Raw genomic sequence first — 17052 nt, forward strand, 5'->3', positions numbered from 1 at the left:
ATGATCGCAAGCTCGCTGCTGACACTCTATCGCTCGCTCACCCGGCATAAGCTGTTCGCGTTCCTCAACATCGGCGGGCTGGCGCTGGGTATCGCGGTGTTTCTGGTGCTGTTTCTGTTCGTGCAGTTCGAAACCGGGTTCGACCGGCATTTTCCCGGCGCGAACAAGCTGTGGGTGATTGAAGAATATTACAATATGCCGGGCTACCCGACCGACCCGAACCCCTATACCATGGGCGGCGAACTGGATCAGTTGAAGGGTGACTTTCCCGATCTGGTGGGAACGCGGTATGATGGCCTGAGTGCAATCGTGCGGCAAGGCGATCAATCGACCAGCGAGAACGTCTTCGCCGTTGATGGCAATTTCTTCCAGCTTTTCCAGTATCCCGTAGCGCAGGGCAATGCCACGACAGCGTTGGCTGACCCGGATGGTCTCGTGATCACACAAAAAATCGCCAGAAAATATTTCGGGGACCGATCGGCAATCGGCAAGCAGCTCACGCTCGTCATCAACGGCAAGACATATAGCTATCAGGTCGGTGCGGTGCTGAAGGATCTGCCCAAGGACCTGACCTTTAACGGCGATATGTATATTCGGCTGATCCGGGACCGTTTTGCCGGAGATTTTTTCGATCATTGGGGCAGCACATCGCTCTTTACCTTCCTGCGCTTTCCCAATGCTGCGGCAGCACACGCATTTACCGCCCGCCTGCCCGATTTTCTGCAGCGCCATGCCGGGCCGACGGGAAATTTCACCCCGCATGTGGCGGATCAGTACCGACAAGACGTTCGACCGATTTCCCAACTGCACCTCTTTACCAACAGCGATAAGGTGACGGTCGCGACATTGGGTCTGGTCGGACTGCTGACGCTGATGATCGCGATCGTCAACTATGTGAATCTGGCCACAGCCCGGGCGGGCCTTCGCGCAAGAGAAGTCGCAGTGCGAAAGACGCTGGGCGGCACACGCCGCGCGCTGATCGGCCAGTTCCTGTTTGAATCCGTGATGACTGTGCTGGTTGCCGCATTGCTCGGCCTTGCACTGACAGAAATTGCACTTCCGTTCATTAATGCCGCAGGCGGACTCCACCTGTCACTGACCTATTTCGGGGCAGGAAGCATCCTTCCGATACTTCTGGGAACGGTAGTTCTGGTCGGAATAGTTGCGGGGCTCTATCCGGCCTTCGTCCTTTCGGGCTTTCGGCCTGCCGCGGTTTTAGCCTCGGCTCGCGCGCCCGGCGGCGGAAAAAGCGGTGCGCGGCTGCGGCAGGGACTAGTGATAGCTCAGTTCGCTATTGCCCTTCTTTTCACCATCGCGACGATCGTGATGATCGCACAGGCGCGGCATGTGCGCACCGCCAATCTTGGCTTTGATCGCAATGGCCTGATCGTCGTTAATTCCTTTGCCGACGGATCGCTCGATACAACGCAGCGTCATGCGATCCTTGCCGCGTTTCGCAGGGTTCCCGGTGTAGTATCCGTGGCGAGCGGCAATAACGCGCCCGGAAGCCAGAACGCCACCAATGCGGAAACGATGAACCGGCCTGACATGCCTGATCGTAAGCCATCCGTGATGTGGATAGATATCGGGTCAGGCTATTTCGGTACCTATGGCACGAAATTGCTCGCCGGTCGCCTTTTCGATGCGCCGCACCGGGCCGCAGACGACACAGCCGGGCAAAAAAATAAGCAGGCCAACGTGATCCTCAACGCCACTGCGGTAACGGCACTGGGTTTCGCCGATCCGCAAGACGCCATCGGCAAGCCGGTCAAGGCGGGACGCAATCTGACGGTGGTTGGCGTCATCGCGGACCAGCGCTTCGGCTCGCCGCACGACCCGGTCCGCGCAACGGCCTATTATCTCAACACCGAAACGCAAATGGATCCGTTTGCGGGGGTGCGATACAGCGGCGATGCCAAAACGATGCAGAACCGGCTGGAAGCAGTCTGGCGACGTGTCGTGCCCGGTGTTCCGTTTGCCGCACGGACCGTCAATGCCAATCTTTACGAGCGTTATTACAAGGACGATGCACAGCGCAGTCGTCTGTTTACCATTGGAGCGGTGCTGGCGGTGCTGATCGGCTGTATCGGGCTGTACGGCCTTGCTTCATTCGACACCGCGCGGCGTGTCCGGGAAATCGGCATACGCAAAGTGCTGGGGGCTTCAACGCGCGACATCATGCACCTTCTGATCGGTCAGTTCCTGCGGCCGGTGCTGCTCGCCAATCTGATCGCCTGGCCGCTGGCCTATTTCGCAATGCGCAAATGGCTTGCCGGTTTCGATGACCGGATTGCGCTTTCGCCTGCTTATTTCGTCGCGGCAACGCTGCTTGCCCTCCTCATCGCATGCACCACGATTTTCGGCCAGGCCTGGCGAGTGGCGCGGGCGGAACCGGCGCGTGCATTGAGGGATGAATAAATATCGCGACAGAACGCGTGCAGGCCGGGCTTTCTCCGGCTGGCAGACAATGAAAGAGGGGGCAGGCACGTCCGGTGACGGCCTCCCCCCTGATGGAAATGGTACTCGATACACGCGGCCATACTCCGCCGCATACTATGCCGCCAGTTCGGGTAGCGCCTTGGCGAGATGATAAAGCGGACCGTGCGTCAGGGCCTGTTCGAATTTGACCCCCAGCCTGCCCATGGAAGCCCATGCCACCTGTGCGGGATAGCCACGATCCGCAACGATCAGTTTTACCTTGTCCCCCGGCCGGATATCGCCAAGCGTGCAATGTACGCCGGCGCCCCCCAGCGACACGTCAACCATACATGCCGAAACTTCACCCGACGGACCGCTCAGTCGCACGGGAATGGAAACGGAAAAACGATCTGAAAAACGCGATTCGTGCATAGGTACCTCCATGTGAAGGACTATAGGCACCGACGTTATCGCAAACACTAAAACAACCCATGGTATAAACCACAGGCCCAGTATTCCTGATACTACGTATTTTGCGCAATGAAAGTAAAGAGGCGGTTAATTTCATGGCCGGATCGCCTGGAATATTGCTTCGCGCGACCATGACTCGTTCTGAAGCTTCAAAATTGCCGGAGATGAAGCGCCGAAAACGCTATTGAGCAGTTACCACATCATTTTACTATGACTGGCAGAAACAGACAGGGCATTCTGTTTTCTCATGGTCGGGGAGACAGGATTCGAACCTGCGACCCCCTGGTCCCAAACCAGGTGCGCTACCAGCCTGCGCCACTCCCCGACGATGGAGTGCTGCTACACGTTGCGCGCCTCGGGGACAACTCCCCATCGACACCGGGTGCATTAACGCTATGCTACCTACCTCAAAAGGATAATGAGGGGAGGCAATCGCATGAAGCGGATTTTTATCGCCACGGGCACGGCTGTGCTGCTCGCCGGGTGTGGCGCATCGCAACCGCAGGCAAACCAAAACACCACTGAGGCAGCGCCGACTTGCGTTTCCAAGGACAATAATTCGCAATTTGACGGGTTCAAGCTGCCGCAGATCAACGCGCTACTGACCGAACGCGCGAAGACGATTACCGCAAAACCCTCCGACACCGCCGAATGGACGGCTCAGGCGCAGAAATTCGCCGACCATTTCCTCGATACGATCGGCATCGGTCAGGATTCACTCTGTTCCGGCGATTACAAGGATATCCAGACGCTGCTCGGTGCAGAAGTCGATATGGAAGCCCGCGCGCCAAAGGGCCATGCGGGCGTGCTGACCGGCGATGCGTTCAAAAACTATGTGCGCATCCTGTATCAACAGGCAGGCCTCAGCGCCGATCGCGGCTATACCCAGCTCGATGCGCAGGTGGACTATACCGTCAACAGCGTCGATCAGAAGCGCAAGGACTGGAAAACCAACTGACCGTCGACATATCGGACGGCTGGTGGGCCCGGCAGGACTTGAACCCGCAACCTAGCCGTTATGAGCGGCCAGCTCTAACCAGTTGAGCTACAGGCCCCCAACCGTCCGGAGCCGATAGCCGAGCCACGCAGCCTCGGGCAAGCCCTATACGCGCGCTGCATCGATCGCAGCGACAAGCTGTTGCTGCGACAGCGGCCGAATACCCGATCTGTCAAGCTGAGCGATTACGGCATCCCACCATCGGTAAAATGCCAGCAGATCGCGCTCATCCCGCACATAGGGAGTGCAACCCGGCTTGATCGACGGCGAATGAAATCCGAAATTCAGGATCGGCAGGCCCTCTCCTGCCGCCACACGCACCGCTTCCAGCGCATCGGTAAGCGGCATATCCTCCGGCGTGAGTGCCACGCGCGACAATAACTGAAGCCGGGCGGCAATGCCCCTGCCCTTCGGTATTCGTGCCAGCATGCGGTGAAAACGCGCGCCACCGGCTCGCAGGCTCCCTGTATACACCGTTGTCAGCGGCAATTCGACAATGGGAGCATCCTCTTCGCGCAGGAAAAAGGCATGATTGCCGATTTCCCCGAAATCCGGCCCCTGTTCCGCTGAATAGTCATAGCGTGCCCGCATCGAGCTATCGACGCGATATCCATGTCGGGAAAGAATGGCCGCAGTGTGTGGACCGATCCCGTAGCGCCCGGCGCGATAGATTTTTGGTGTCGCCTCAACGGCCGAGCAAATTGCCGTTGTCAGACGCTCGATCTTCGCGGCTTCCAGTGTCTGCGGCAGGTTGCCCGGAAAACTGTTGGGACCGTTGACGACTTCCTCATGCGGAGGGGTCACCCAGGGATGGAGTTGCGCACCGACATCCGCACCGCCGATATCAAGAATGCGGCGCAGCACCGCAATCGCCGCCTTATCGGTGACTACCGGATAATCGGCGAGATACACCATCGACGCGCCGAGATCGCGCAATCGCCGATGCGCGCCGGGCAATTCCGCCATCGCCGTCGTGTCCCGGTTCGCCGAGGAAAGCGGCTGCGTCCAGTCGAACTCCTCTTCGGTGTCGACGAAAATACAATAACGCCGGCCGAAATCCTCCGACCATTGCAAGGGCCTTCCTGACGATGGACGATAGGATGTAACGATAGCAGCGCCCCCTTAATTGGCGGCAACAGCCGTTCGTTCAACGGGTTTCGGCTGCGTCCGCCATTTCCTTCTGGGCTGCGGGCAACCGTACCGTCAAGTGCGTGCCGTCATGCGCATATCCGCCGCCAAGTTCGCTCGCCAGGTTGCGCACCAGCCGCAGCGAAAAGCCCGCACCAAGCGTCACCCGACTCGACAGGGCTTCGTCCTCCCGCAGGCCATGTTCGGACAAATGCCGGGCAAGTGCCGCGGGCAGATCAAAGGTCAGAACGATTGTACCGCGATCTTCCGACGCATTCACGCCGATCGCCTCTCCGGACTCAGCGGTGGAAACCAGCGTAGCGAGCAAACGGGCGAACAGCCGTTCGACGGCGCGCGCATCCCCCGCCACGACATATTCATGGTCGGGCAGGCGCACGGAGGTCGAACGAAGTGAGATCAGCGGTTCAAGGTCGCCGACAATTTCCTGCAGCAACGGGTGCAGCCGGACCTCATGGGGGCGAAGGTCGAGCGCCTTCCCCTCAATACGCGCGGCAAGATCAAGATCGTCGATCACCCCCAACAGGGTTTTTGCATCCGAACGGATCGCCCCGGCGCGGGTACGATATTCCGTAGGCACCGGCCCCAGCATCTCGGCTTCGATCATTTCGGAAAAGCCGGTAATGGCGCCGGCAGGCGTGCGCAGTTCATGCACAAGCTGGCGTAATCGCCCGGTCTGTGCCGCAGCCGGTGTTTTCACAGGTTCGGCACGCTCGCCGCGACGGGGGCGCCGCCCGGTGCCGCGATAACCGGCAAAACGCCCGCTACGCGTATCGAACACCGGCGTAGCGGAAATCAGCCAGTCCCCTGCTGCGGCCCCGATACCGGCAATCTGTAACCGCGCGTCGGAAAAAGCGTCCCTTTTTCGTATCGCACCGGTGACAGCGCCATCGGTACGACTGGTTCCAACCCCACCCAGACTGTTCAACGACAATCCGACCAGAGAAGCTCTGGCGCTGCCCTCCACCCATCGCACGATCCCGTTGCCGTCTGTCTCGAAGCGAAAGCCATCCGCTTCTTTGACAGCAGGCATGGCAGACGGCGGATCCTGTTCCCGACGCTGCTGATAGGCGTCGATCCGTGCCACGACATCGGCAATACGAAACGGACCGGAGCCTGTTTTGCCCGCGGTGTCCGGCATTTTCCGGGCAGGTACGACGGGAGCATCTCCCTCACGCGCCTTGCGCAATGCCTCGGCAACCACCGGCATATTGGCGGCAATCGCGCCGACACTCGCAAAACCCTCCGGCACCGACGGTTGCGCCACGGTTGGAATATCGGGAGATTCGTGCCGGTCTTGTTCCGGCTCAGTCGCATCGGATTCGGTATCGGTACTCAATGCCCCGGTTTGCGGAAGCGATGCACACTGGTCCGCCGGTCGGTCATCGCCCAGTACCAGATCAGACGCGCCGAAACTACGCAGCGCACGCTCAACCTCTTCCCCCAGATCGCGCCGGTTCCGCAGCAGAGACCGCGCCGTCGGGGAGAGAGACGGCAGCATGGCGATCCATTCCGCGGGTGCCAGCGTTGCACTACGCAATACCGGGCGAGCGATTGTCAGTTCGTCCGTGGCGAACAGTTTCACCAGCGCTGCCGGTGGTCTGGCATGTTCCAGCGCACGGCCGCTGGCGGCACGTACGGGCGCAGGCACCTGATCGCGTATCGAGTATAGCAGTTCCAGTGCTGCCCCGTCCGGCGCAGCACGACGACGGCCGATCAGGTCGGTGAGCTGCCGCCACACCGATTCGCGGCCCGGCGGCGACTGAATATCCGCTGCCGACAGAACAGTTTGCAGAAGATCGTCAAAACGCAGTTGCAAAGCTCGTCCCGTATTCTCAGTTCAGCCTGTAAGATTTTTTTAACGCTCGGAGGTCGATCGCGATAGCTGGCTTTTTTCCGGCGTAGCATTGTGGGACAATTGCGTTCGCCTGTAATTAAATTATATGTGTGCCGCATTCAGGCATCGAAAACATCCTGAAATTCGGAAATTAGGGAGTAGGCTATGACATTCGACCGGATCGACCGGCAGATAATGGCGCTGCTGCAGGAAGACGGGCGAATGACCAATGTCGAGCTGGCCGAACGGGTCGGCCTGACGGCACCGCCCTGCCTGCGGCGTGTCCGCGCACTAGAGGAGGAAGGCGCGATTCGCGGCTACCATGCCGAACTGGACCCTCTCGCGCTGGGATATACAATTACGGTATATGCACTGGTCAGCCTGCGCAGCCAGGCGGAAAGCGACCTGGATGCATTCGAAGCGCATGTTGCGAACATTCCGGAAGTGCGCGAATGCCACATGCTCAACGGCGAAATTGACTTCATTCTCAAAATCGTCGCGACCGACCTGAAGAGTTTTCAGCAGATGCTGACCACCCATCTGACCACGGCACCGAACGTGACCAGCGTGAAAACGTCCCTGACGATCAGAACTTCAAAACACCTGCCCGGAATTCCATTGTCCGAATAGCCGGACGAAAAAGGGGCGGCAAATCAATGCCGCCCCTTCTTCATTCATGCACTGGCTTCAGAGCCGATCAGTTTCCTGTGGTCGCAGGAGTAGCGGCCGGAGCCGCTGGCGCAGCCGTGGCACCGGTCTGCTTACCGTTCACCCATGCGGTCCAGAGGCCTGCAACATCTGCGCGCGGCGCGCCCTGAACCGCTTGCAGCGCCGTTTTGGCAGCATCGTACTGCCCGGCCTGAGCAAGCGCGATTCCCATGTTCAGGTTGACCGCATTGGCATCGACACCACCCTTCTGAAGGGCAGTCTGATACATGCTGGCAGCCGTCTGATAGTCATCATGCGACAGGAACACGTCGCCTGCCTGAGAAGCGGCAACACCGCTTGAACTGCTTTCCGCCTTGCTCTTCAGCGTGGCGAGCGGGGTATCGTTACGAACCCCGGCCGTTGCAGTCTGATAGATATCCTTCACCGCAGCGGACGAAGAAGTGATTTTTCCATCCGCTTTACCCGCATCGATGACCGACTTTGCTTCATAAGGCAGGCCAAGGTCGTTGGCGGTCTGTGCATATTCGACATAATCGCTCTGGTTTGCGAGAGCGCCTGTCTTTTGCATCAGACGCATCAGGTCCAGCTTGACCTTCTTGCCGTCCTGGGTGGTGGCAGGCGGATGCATCTGGAAATAGATCATGATGGTCTTACGCCAGCCCTCATTGCTGGGATATGCAGACATCCATTTTTCCAGCCAGTCCATGGTGGGACCGTCCATCTTTTTGTCATATGCAAGCTGCACGCCGTAACGATACAGATTTTCCGGCGCTTTCTTCCCCGCCGCAGTGTCCGCGCTGATAGCCTCATTCAACGATGCCAGCGCACCAGCAGTGTCGCCGGAGTCGGATTGCAGGCGAACCATCATCAGCGGCATTTCAGGATCGCTGTATCCCAGCGCCTTTGCCTGTTTCAGATAGTTCAGTGCAGAAGCCGAATCCTTGTCCTGCATGGCCAGCTGAGCCAGCACGAAATTATATTTGCCCTTGTCTGCCTGCGAAACGCGCGGGCTTGCGATCAGCGTCTGGAGCGCAGGCTTCATCGCCGCATAATCCTTTTCGCGCGATGCCAGCGGCAGCGCGAGCTGAGCAGCGAAATACTTCTCGTCGTCGGTCTTGGCCTCGGACTGAAGCTGGGCAACCAGCGGCTTGGCGGTTGCATTGTCATTGGCCTGCAACGCCTTTTGTGCCTTGACGGCCGTTTCGCGGAATTCCTTGCCCACCTTCAACGGCGGCTGGCCATTCTCGGCCTTTTCATCCTTCTTCTTGGCGAATGCCGGCGCAACAAAGGCGCTGGTCGACATGCTGATGGCAAGTGCGGCGGCCATCGCAGCCTTCGATGCGAACTTCATATTGATAAACTCTCCTCTTTGGGCCGTGCGGGGCGCGGATGTGGAAATAGATTGGGTAGCCCCTGCGTTCAACCCGCACGATAAACCATGTTATACAAACGTAACGATGAACGCGCTTTGAACGTAGACGATCCGCTTTGACGCGACGAAAGCGCGCCGTTAAGCGACGAACGATGATTGCCGTGCTTTCCCCCGCCAAATCGCTCGACTTCGAAACACCGACCGAAAGTGCCCACGCGACCGAACCGCGCTTTTCCGAAGAAGCAGGCACGCTTGCCCATGCCGCGGCAAAACTGACCGCGCCGAAACTGTCGTCGCTGATGCGGATTTCCGACAAGCTGGCGAAGCTGAACGTTCAGCGGTTTCGTGGCTTCGACACGCAACCGGAACGGGCCGCGCTGTTCGCCTTTGCAGGCGATGTCTATCGCGGGTTCGAAGCAAAGACACTGGACGAACCGGCCATCGCCTTCGCGCAGGAACATGTCCGCATCCTGTCCGGGCTGTACGGATTGCTGCGTCCGCTCGACGCCATTCGTCCCTATCGTCTGGAAATGGGCACACGCTGGGCGCCGGGGCGTACGCGGACGCTCTATGATTTCTGGCAGGGACGCATTGCCGACGCACTGACCGGCGATGTCGTACGCGAAGGATCGGGCACGGTCCTGAACCTCGCCAGCCAGGAATATTGGGCCGCCGTCTCCGGCAAACTGCCACAGAGCGTTCGCGTGATTGAGGTGGATTTCCGCGAAATGCGCGACGGCGAGGCCAAATTCGTCAGCTTCCATGCGAAAAGGGCGCGCGGCATGATGGCGCGCTGGATGTGCGAACATCACGTCACCGATATCGAAGCGATGAAAGGATTCGACAGCGACGGCTATCGCTTTGATGCCGACGAAAGCGACGCCGATCACTGGCGCTTTGTGCGCGGATGAGTCGCGCCGCCGTCATTATCGGCGTGTCCGGAGGGATCGGCGGTGCGTTCGAGACTGTCCTGAAGGAAGAAGGCGCGTTCGACCGCGTCTGGGGACTGGCGCGATCCCGCACCGGCGATTCGCATATCGATCTGGAGGATGAGGCCAGCATCAGCGTCGCCGCCGAGCGCGTCGCAAAAGGACCGCCGGTCGAGTTGCTGATCGTCGCCACCGGTATTCTTCATGACGAAGACCATGGCCCGGAAAAGGCGTTGAAGGAACTCGACGCGGAGTGGCTGGCGCGCAATTTCGCCGTCAACACGATCGGACCGGCGCTGGTCGCGAAGCACTTCCTGCCGATCCTGCCGCGCACCGGAAAGCCGGTATTCGCCGCTTTGTCGGCACGGGTGGGCAGCATTTCCGACAACCGGCTGGGCGGCTGGTACGGCTATCGCGCGTCGAAGGCGGCGCTGAATCAGATCATCCGAAGTGCGAGTATCGAAGCGCGACGCCATAACGACCGCTCGATCGTGGTCGCACTACACCCCGGCACCGTCGACACCGCACTATCGAAACCTTTTCAGGCTAATGTCGCCCCCGGCACCCTGTTCGATCCCGAACGTGCCGCCATGCAGTTGCTTGACGTGATCGAGGAACTGACCCCCGCCGACAGCGGCAAGCTGTTTGCCTGGGACGGCAGCGAAATCGCCCCGTAATTTCGAAAATTCTCGCGTGCGCGCACGCGCGTACACGCGCGCGGGCTTGGCAGTGGCCCGGCAACACGCTAGGGTTGTCGCATTCTTGAAACACTACCCGAAAGCATGAGACTTTGACCGACGAGACCAGCCTCGCCGACCCTTCGGACATTACCCCCATCTCCATCGTCGAGGAGATGAAGACCAGTTATCTCGACTATGCGATGAGCGTCATCGTCAGCCGCGCGCTGCCGGACGTTCGCGACGGGCTGAAGCCGGTGCATCGCCGCATCCTCTGGTCGTGTCAGGAAAACGGGTATTTCTATAACCGCCCCTACCGGAAATGCGCACGCATCACCGGTGACACGATGGGTAAATACCATCCGCACGGCAACCAGGCGATTTATGACGCGCTTGCACGCCTGACGCAGGACTGGGCGATGCGGGTGCCGCTGATCGATGGTCAGGGCAATTTCGGGTCGATGGACCCCGATCCGCCGGCCGCCGAACGCTATACCGAGGCGCGGCTGGCAAAGGTCACCGGATCGCTGTTGGAGGATCTGGACAAGGATACCGTCGATTTCCAGCCCAACTATGACGGGTCGGAGCGCGAGCCGCAGGTGCTGCCCGCGCGCTTTCCCAACCTGCTGGTCAATGGCGCGGGCGGCATCGCGGTCGGCATGGCGACCAACATCCCGCCGCACAATCTGGGTGAGGTCATCGACGCGTGCCTGGCGCATATCGACGCGAAGATGGGCAAGCGCGAGGCGCTGACCACCGAAGACCTGATGGAAATCATCAAAGGGCCGGACTTCCCGACCGGTGCGATCATCCTTGGCCGTTCGGGCATTCGCGCGGCACATGAAACCGGGCGCGGTTCCGTCATCATGCGGTCGCGTCATAAGATTGAGCAGCGCGGCGAACGTCAGTCGATCGTGCTGACCGAAATTCCCTATCAGGTCGGCAAGGCCGGTCTCGTCGAGAAGATCGCCGAGGCGTATAAGGACAAGCGGATCGAGGGTATCTCCGACATCCGCGACGAATCGAACCGCGAAGGCGTGCGCATCGTCATCGATCTGCGCCGGGACGCGACGCCGGAGGTCGTGCTTAACCAGCTTTGGCGCAACACGCCGGCGCAGTCGAACTTCGCCGCCAACATGCTGGCGATCCGTGGCGGCCGCCCGGAACTGCTCAACCTGAAGGACATCATCGAATCCTTCGTGCAGTTCCGTGAAGAGGTCATCACCCGGCGTTCCAAGTTCGAACTCGCCAAGGCGCGTGACCGGGCGCATATCTTGCTCGGCCTCGTCATCGCCGTCACCAACCTCGACGAGGTGGTGCGGATCATTCGCGGTTCCGCTTCCCCGGCAGAGGCACGCGCGGCGCTGCTTTCGCGCGAATGGCCAATTGCGGAGATTGCGGGGTACATCCGCCTCGTCGAAGCGGTCGAGCACGAGGTCGAAGGCGACACCTATCGCCTGTCGGAAACGCAGGTTCGCGCGATCCTCGACCTGCGCCTCCATCGCCTGACCGCGCTGGGGCGCGACGAAATCGGCGACGAACTGGCAAAGCTGGCCGATTCGATCGCCGAACTGCTCGAAATTCTCGGGAACCGGGCCAAGCTCTATGATGTGATGCGTGGAGAACTGATCGAGGTTCGCGACGAATTTGCGACCCCGCGCAAGACCGAAATCGGCGCCGCTGCCGACGGGATCGAGGATGAAGACCTGATCGAGCGCGAGGACATGGTCGTTACCGTGACCATGCAGGGCTATATCAAGCGCACCCCGCTCGACACGTTCCGCGCGCAAAAGCGCGGCGGCAAGGGCCGCGCCGGCATGGCGACCAAGGACGAGGACGCAATCACCAACCTGTTCGTGACCTCGACCCATACGCCGGTGCTGTTCTTCTCCACCGCAGGCAAGGTCTATCGCATGAAGGTTTGGAGGTTGCCCGAGGGCGGTCCGGCCACGCGCGGGCGACCGATGATCAACCTCCTCCCGCTAGAAAAGGGCGAAACCATCTCCACCGTCCTGCCGCTGCCGGAGGACGAACTGGAATGGGAAGACCTGCACGTCATGTTCGCCACCGCCAAGGGCACGGTGCGTCGCAACTCGATGGGCGCCTTCACCAATGTGCCGTCCAACGGCAAGATCGCGATGCGCTTCGACGATGACAGCGACGACCGGCTGATCGGCGTCGCGCTGCTGACCGAGGCGGACGACGTGCTGCTCGCCACGCGCGACGGCAAGGCGATCCGTTTCGAGGCGACCGCTGTACGCGAATTTCAGAGCCGCACCTCCACGGGCGTGCGTGGCATCACGCTGAAGGGGGATGACGAGGTGATCTCGTTGTCGATTCTCAACGGCTTCGATGCGACGACCGAGGAGCGCGATGCCTATCTGAAGGCGGCCCCCTGGAAGGAAGGCGAGCGCGAAGTGACGCTGGATGCCGACCGCATGGCCGAGTTTGAGCGCGACGAACAGTTCCTGCTGACCGTCACCGCCAATGGCTATGGCAAGCGCACCAGCGCCTACGAATATCGCCGTACCAATCGCGGCGGTCAGGGCATCACCAACATCGTCATGTCCGAGCGCAACGGCCCCGTCGTTGCCAGCTTCCCGGCCGATAATGGCGAGCAGCTGATGCTTGTCACCGATCAGGCCAAGCTGATCCGTACCACCGTCGGCGACATTCGCATTGCCGGACGCAATACGCAGGGTGTAACGATTTTCCGCGTCGCCGATGACGAGCATGTGGTTTCCGCCGCGCGCATTCAGGAAAGCGAAGATGAGGCCGAAGTCGATCTGGCCGACGGCCCCGAAGGCGGCGCCCCAACGCCCGATGGCGACACAGGCGAAGACCTGGCCGCCGGACCGGAGGATGGCGAATGAGCCACCCGACCACCGCCTATAAGGTGCTGACCGGCGATCAGATGCAGGCGCTGGAAGCGGATATCTTCGAAGGCGCGCCGGTGGATGTGGCAGACGGCTATATCCACCTGTCCACCGTCGATCAGTTGACCGAAACCGTGGACAGGCATTTCGCCGGCCAATCGAATTTGTGGGTCGCGGCCGTCGATCTTGAGGCACAGGGCAAGGCGCTGAAATGGGAAGAATCGCGCGGCGGTGCGCTCTTCCCGCATCTTCATGGCAAGCTGCTGCTCGAAACCGTCATCGCCTATGGCCCGCTGGAGCGCGAGGATGACGGCACCGTGAAACTGCCAGTCGCCGGTTAGGCCCTGCGCTCCTCCTTGGCCAGCGTCTCCACCACGCCGGTCGCGATCATCAACTGTCCTGCAAAATAGAGCGGCCAGACCAGCAGGGTCGGCACATAGCTGTCAGCCAGCAGGCCCGCGCGCGAAAAAATCAGCAGGTCGGAAAGCACGAACAACACCGCGCCGATTCCGACGCGATAGCGGGGAAAGCGGCTCATCCACGCGGTTGACGCCATGATGCCGAGTGCGGCTGCATAAATGCCGACCGCCATTACCATGCCCGCATCCCAGACCAGACTGACGGCGATCAGCACCGTCGCAATCGGCAGGATGCGGCCAAGCATCCGCTGGCTGGGCGAAAGCTTTCTCCGGTGATTGCGCAGATACAGGATGATCGCCACCACATGCCCGGCCAAAAAGGCAAGCGCGCCAACCGACAGACCCACCGCGTCCAGCAGCACGTCCCCCGTCGCCCCCAGCAGCAGCGCGATTGTAATCAGCACTCCGTCGGTCGAACGCGCCTGCGTCGCCGCCCATAGCGCCAGCAATCCGACGCCCAGCCCTTTCCAGACCGTGACCATCGGGCCGGACCAGTCCATCCACGCCGCCCAGCTATAGCTGGCCCCTGCCACGATGGCCGCCCACCAGATCAGCCGCATGTTTCCCTGTCCCCCTTCATCCATTCCCTGCTGCCCTTGACGCCGCTCTGGTCGCGTAGCAGGGCCTGCCTCTCATACGGACCACAGGAAATGCGCAAGAGCAACATGCACGATCACGATATTCACATCATCGGCGGCGGACTGGCGGGATCGGAAGCCGCCTGGCAACTCGCCAATGCGGGGCTTCGCGTGCGCCTGTCGGAAATGCGGGGATCGGGCAGCATGACGCCCGCGCATCAAAGCGACCGGCTGGCAGAACTGGTCTGTTCCAACAGTTTCCGCTCCGACGATGCCGAAAGCAATGCCGTGGGCCTGCTCCATGCCGAAATGCGCGCGCTCAATTCGCTCATCATGCGCGAAGGCGACAAGGCCCGCGTTCCGGCAGGATCGGCCCTTGCAGTCGATCGCGACGGCTTTGCCGACGGCGTAACAGCCGCGCTGGAAGCACATCCGAACATCATGCTGGTCCGCGAAAAGGTGGAAGCCGTTCCCGACAGCGGCGCGACGATCATCGCCACCGGGCCGCTGACCGCGCCTGAACTGGCCGAAAGCATCGGTGCCAGCACCGGGGCCGACAGCCTCGCCTTTTTCGACGCCATCGCACCGATCGTTTATCACGACAGTATCGATTTCGACATCGCCTGGTTCCAGTCGCGCTGGAATAAAGGAGACGGCAAGGATTACATCAACTGCCCGATGGATAAGGAACAGTATCTCGCCTTTCATCAGGCGCTGCTCGACGGCGAAAAAACCGAGTTTCGCGAGTGGGAAAAGGATACGCCCTATTTCGAAGGGTGCATGCCGATCGAGGTGATGGCCGAACGCGGCGTCGATACGCTGCGCTATGGCCCGATGAAGCCGGTCGGGCTCGACGATCCGCGCACCGGGCGCTGGCCCTATGCCGTCGTACAGCTTCGCCAGGACAATGCCTCGGGCAGCCTGTGGAACATCGTGGGATTTCAGACCAAGCTGAAATATGCCGAACAGGTGCGGCTGTTCCGCACCATTCCGGGGCTGGAAAATGCCGAATTCGCCCGACTGGGCGGACTGCATCGCAACACCTTCATCCGCTCGCCCGAACTGCTCGATCCCACTCTGCGGCTGAAGGTGCGTCCGCATATCCGCTTTGCCGGACAGATTACCGGCTGTGAGGGCTATATCGAAAGTGCTGCGGTCGGACTGCTGGCAGGGCGGTTCGCGGCCGCGGAGTTTCGGGGCGAAAGCATGACGCCGCCGCCCGTTACCACCGCACTGGGGGCACTGCTGGGCCATATCACCGGCGGTGCGGAAGCCGATAGCTATCAGCCGATGAACATCAATTTCGGCCTGTTCCCACCCATCGAACAGCGCGCGAAAAAGGCTGAGCGAAAGAAGCTTTACACGGCGCGCGCGCGGGAGGCGCTTAGCGACTGGATGGCCCTCTGACGCCTATTTACACGCGCATTTCGGCTTCGGTTTGGACTTGCGCCGCGTGGTCGCAAATTCGGCGCGGGTGAGCACATTGTTATGATCGGCATCGGCCTTGTCGAAGACTTGCGTCGTGGTGATCGCCCATTCGTCGAACGACAGCTTGCCGTCATGATCGGTGTCGAGTTTCGCAAACTGTTTGCGGCGAGGAGCCATGCGTTCAGCGCGGGAGATCAGGTCGTTATGATCCTTGTCATAGCGATCGAAGCGCTTTTCCTCGCGCGTGCGCTCGTCCGCCCTGGGAGGCTGCGGCGCTTTGCGGGATGCCGCAACCGTCGGCAGTGGAGCGGCTGCGCGCGCGGGCGGTGGAGGCGGCAGTTCCTGCGCGGTTGAATGGAACAGCAGAAACCCCGCCCCCATCAACAGCATCGCTGCTGCCGCACCGACCCAATAGCGCCACATTACCTGCCCCCTTTTCGCTCATCCTACGCAGCGTGGCCGCAGGAGCAAGAACTGTCAGCGTCCGGTAATTCGATGGCGCAACGCGCGCCACACGCGATGCGGCGCGCCGTAATGCACCGACCCGCTCCCTGCCGCCAGATCCAGACGTGCCAGATGCGCCATGGCACCAAGTGCGCGCAACGGCCGCGGCCAGCGTTGCGCCAGCGCCCTGTCGAGCAACGGTTGCGCCATGTTCCGCGCTGGATCGGCAATCGAGGCATCCCGCACATTGCGCGACAGATCGGCAAGCGCCCATCCCTGCCCCGCTTCTTCCAGCGCCGGAAAGTCGCCTCTGCCCATAAGAATAGCGGCGGAACGAAACAGTGCCCCCCCGCGCCCTGACGCATATCGGCCCAAGGCTTCGTCTGGCAAAGCATCTTCTTCCAGCAGCACCGCCCAACCCTCGGCGACGGGCGCAAGCGTAGCTGCCGCTGCTCCGATGGTATCGAAACGTGCCGCCAGTTGCTGGAGCAGCGGAACCGCGGCAACCTTCCCTTCGTCGATGGCATTCAGACTGTCTCGCCACCACGTCAGTCGCATCTGCCCCAGCATCGGTTCGGACGTGCTGCGCAGGATGTTTCCCAGCAGATCGTCGAGTTCCAGCAACACTGCCATGCCGTCACGGTCTCCGGCTCTGGCATAGGACAAAATCAGTGTACGCTCGGGATGTTCGGGGCCTGCCTTTTCAGCACCTTCATTGGTTTCCGCAGCGTTAACCATAGTGTTTCAACCCGCATTATCCCTTCTTGCGCCATACCCCTCCACCGGACCGT

15 protein-coding genes and 2 tRNA genes are annotated in these 17052 nt (G+C 60.8%); 8 read left to right on the forward strand and 9 right to left on the reverse strand.

Translation table 11 applies throughout. From position 1 onward, the window contains the following. Nucleotides 1-2418, forward strand: a complete 2418-nt coding sequence (locus FHR23_RS09215; RefSeq protein ID WP_184003086.1) for an ABC transporter permease — start codon at nucleotides 1-3, stop codon at nucleotides 2416-2418. A 135-nt stretch (nucleotides 2419-2553) separates the two neighbouring features. On the opposite strand, the gene FHR23_RS09220 is transcribed toward FHR23_RS09215, so the two are convergent. Continuing rightward, entirely contained in the window at nucleotides 2554-2850 is a 297-nt protein-coding gene (locus FHR23_RS09220) for a PilZ domain-containing protein (RefSeq protein WP_184003088.1), read from the reverse strand. Between the two features lie 287 nt (nucleotides 2851-3137). After that, nucleotides 3138-3214 (reverse strand) — tRNA-Pro (locus FHR23_RS09225). A 111-nt stretch (nucleotides 3215-3325) separates the two neighbouring features. On the opposite strand from FHR23_RS09225, the gene FHR23_RS09230 reads away from it, so the two are divergent. Beyond that, the gene (locus FHR23_RS09230) at nucleotides 3326-3847 is read left to right on the forward strand and encodes a hypothetical protein (RefSeq protein ID WP_184003090.1); all 522 of its coding nucleotides are present in this window, start codon (nucleotides 3326-3328) and stop codon (nucleotides 3845-3847) included. A 20-nt stretch (nucleotides 3848-3867) separates the two neighbouring features. Here FHR23_RS09230 and FHR23_RS09235 read toward each other — a convergent pair. From FHR23_RS09235 to FHR23_RS09245, 3 genes are all read right to left on the reverse strand, one after another. Next, a tRNA-Ile gene (locus FHR23_RS09235) sits at nucleotides 3868-3944 on the reverse strand. A 47-nt stretch (nucleotides 3945-3991) separates the two neighbouring features. After that, nucleotides 3992-4960, reverse strand: a complete 969-nt coding sequence (locus tag FHR23_RS09240; RefSeq protein WP_221227439.1) for a polysaccharide deacetylase family protein — start codon at nucleotides 4958-4960, stop codon at nucleotides 3992-3994. A gap of 73 nt (nucleotides 4961-5033) precedes the next feature. After that, the gene (locus FHR23_RS09245; protein WP_246359794.1) at nucleotides 5034-6851 is read right to left on the reverse strand and encodes a sensor histidine kinase; all 1818 of its coding nucleotides are present in this window, start codon (nucleotides 6849-6851) and stop codon (nucleotides 5034-5036) included. A 183-nt stretch (nucleotides 6852-7034) separates the two neighbouring features. Here FHR23_RS09245 and FHR23_RS09250 point away from each other — a divergent pair, with 183 nt between their 5' ends. Then, entirely contained in the window at nucleotides 7035-7499 is a 465-nt protein-coding gene (locus FHR23_RS09250) for an Lrp/AsnC family transcriptional regulator (RefSeq protein ID WP_184003092.1), read from the forward strand. 67 nt (nucleotides 7500-7566) lie between these two features. Here FHR23_RS09250 and FHR23_RS09255 read toward each other — a convergent pair whose 3' ends face one another. After that, nucleotides 7567-8889, reverse strand: coding sequence for a tetratricopeptide repeat protein (locus tag FHR23_RS09255; protein ID WP_184003094.1), 1323 nt, complete (start codon nucleotides 8887-8889; stop codon nucleotides 7567-7569). Nucleotides 8890-9062: 173 nt separating this feature from the next. On the opposite strand from FHR23_RS09255, the gene yaaA reads away from it, so the two are divergent. From yaaA to FHR23_RS09275, 4 genes are all read left to right on the forward strand, one after another. Beyond that, nucleotides 9063-9821: a peroxide stress protein YaaA gene (yaaA, locus tag FHR23_RS09260; RefSeq protein WP_184003096.1), complete on the forward strand. Its 759-nt coding sequence runs from the start codon at nucleotides 9063-9065 to the stop codon at nucleotides 9819-9821. Beyond that, complete coding sequence (locus FHR23_RS09265; protein ID WP_184003098.1) at nucleotides 9818-10516, forward strand: SDR family NAD(P)-dependent oxidoreductase; 699 nt, start codon at nucleotides 9818-9820, stop codon at nucleotides 10514-10516. Before yaaA ends, FHR23_RS09265 begins: the two co-directional genes overlap by 4 nt. Before the next feature lie 113 nt (nucleotides 10517-10629). Further along, a complete protein-coding gene (gene gyrA, locus FHR23_RS09270) occupies nucleotides 10630-13389 on the forward strand; it encodes a DNA gyrase subunit A (RefSeq protein ID WP_184003100.1) in 2760 nt (919 codons plus the stop codon). Then, a complete protein-coding gene (locus FHR23_RS09275; RefSeq protein WP_184003102.1) occupies nucleotides 13386-13733 on the forward strand; it encodes a DUF952 domain-containing protein in 348 nt (115 codons plus the stop codon). The genes gyrA and FHR23_RS09275 overlap by 4 nt, the downstream gene beginning before the upstream one ends. On the opposite strand, the gene FHR23_RS09280 is transcribed toward FHR23_RS09275, so the two are convergent. Further along, nucleotides 13730-14371 (reverse strand): lysoplasmalogenase family protein, encoded by a 642-nt coding sequence (locus tag FHR23_RS09280; RefSeq protein ID WP_246359795.1) that lies wholly within the window; start codon nucleotides 14369-14371, stop codon nucleotides 13730-13732. The two genes, FHR23_RS09275 and FHR23_RS09280, sit on opposite strands and share 4 nt — an antisense overlap. A gap of 105 nt (nucleotides 14372-14476) precedes the next feature. Here FHR23_RS09280 and trmFO point away from each other — a divergent pair, with 105 nt between their 5' ends. Further along, a complete protein-coding gene (gene trmFO, locus FHR23_RS09285; protein WP_184003317.1) occupies nucleotides 14477-15796 on the forward strand; it encodes a methylenetetrahydrofolate--tRNA-(uracil(54)-C(5))-methyltransferase (FADH(2)-oxidizing) TrmFO in 1320 nt (439 codons plus the stop codon). A gap of 3 nt (nucleotides 15797-15799) precedes the next feature. Here the strand turns inward: trmFO and FHR23_RS09290 are convergent, their stop codons facing one another. After that, a complete protein-coding gene (locus tag FHR23_RS09290; RefSeq protein ID WP_184003106.1) occupies nucleotides 15800-16240 on the reverse strand; it encodes an EF-hand domain-containing protein in 441 nt (146 codons plus the stop codon). 54 nt (nucleotides 16241-16294) lie between these two features. Further along, nucleotides 16295-16999: a squalene/phytoene synthase family protein gene (locus FHR23_RS09295; RefSeq protein WP_184003108.1), complete on the reverse strand. Its 705-nt coding sequence runs from the start codon at nucleotides 16997-16999 to the stop codon at nucleotides 16295-16297. Nucleotides 17000-17052 lie beyond the last annotated feature (53 nt).

Origin of the sequence: Stakelama sediminis, from assembly GCF_014199335.1 — a bacterium.
Taxonomy (GTDB): Bacteria; Pseudomonadota; Alphaproteobacteria; order Sphingomonadales; family Sphingomonadaceae; genus Sphingomonas; species Sphingomonas sediminis.

Coding starts and splice junctions, on each gene's coding strand:
- FHR23_RS09265 (WP_184003098.1), top strand. CDS start 9,818: ATGAGTCGCGCCGCCGTCATTATCGGCGTGTCCGGAGGGATCGGCGGT.
- yaaA (WP_184003096.1), top strand. CDS start 9,063: ATGATTGCCGTGCTTTCCCCCGCCAAATCGCTCGACTTCGAAACACCG.
- FHR23_RS09250 (WP_184003092.1), top strand. CDS start 7,035: ATGACATTCGACCGGATCGACCGGCAGATAATGGCGCTGCTGCAGGAA.
- trmFO (WP_184003317.1), top strand. CDS start 14,477: ATGCACGATCACGATATTCACATCATCGGCGGCGGACTGGCGGGATCG.
- FHR23_RS09255 (WP_184003094.1), bottom strand. CDS start 8,889: ATGAAGTTCGCATCGAAGGCTGCGATGGCCGCCGCACTTGCCATCAGC.
- FHR23_RS09275 (WP_184003102.1), top strand. CDS start 13,386: ATGAGCCACCCGACCACCGCCTATAAGGTGCTGACCGGCGATCAGATG.
- FHR23_RS09220 (WP_184003088.1), bottom strand. CDS start 2,850: ATGCACGAATCGCGTTTTTCAGATCGTTTTTCCGTTTCCATTCCCGTG.
- FHR23_RS09280 (WP_246359795.1), bottom strand. CDS start 14,371: ATGCGGCTGATCTGGTGGGCGGCCATCGTGGCAGGGGCCAGCTATAGC.
- FHR23_RS09230 (WP_184003090.1), top strand. CDS start 3,326: ATGAAGCGGATTTTTATCGCCACGGGCACGGCTGTGCTGCTCGCCGGG.
- FHR23_RS09290 (WP_184003106.1), bottom strand. CDS start 16,240: ATGTGGCGCTATTGGGTCGGTGCGGCAGCAGCGATGCTGTTGATGGGG.
- FHR23_RS09295 (WP_184003108.1), bottom strand. CDS start 16,999: ATGGTTAACGCTGCGGAAACCAATGAAGGTGCTGAAAAGGCAGGCCCC.
- FHR23_RS09215 (WP_184003086.1), top strand. CDS start 1: ATGATCGCAAGCTCGCTGCTGACACTCTATCGCTCGCTCACCCGGCAT.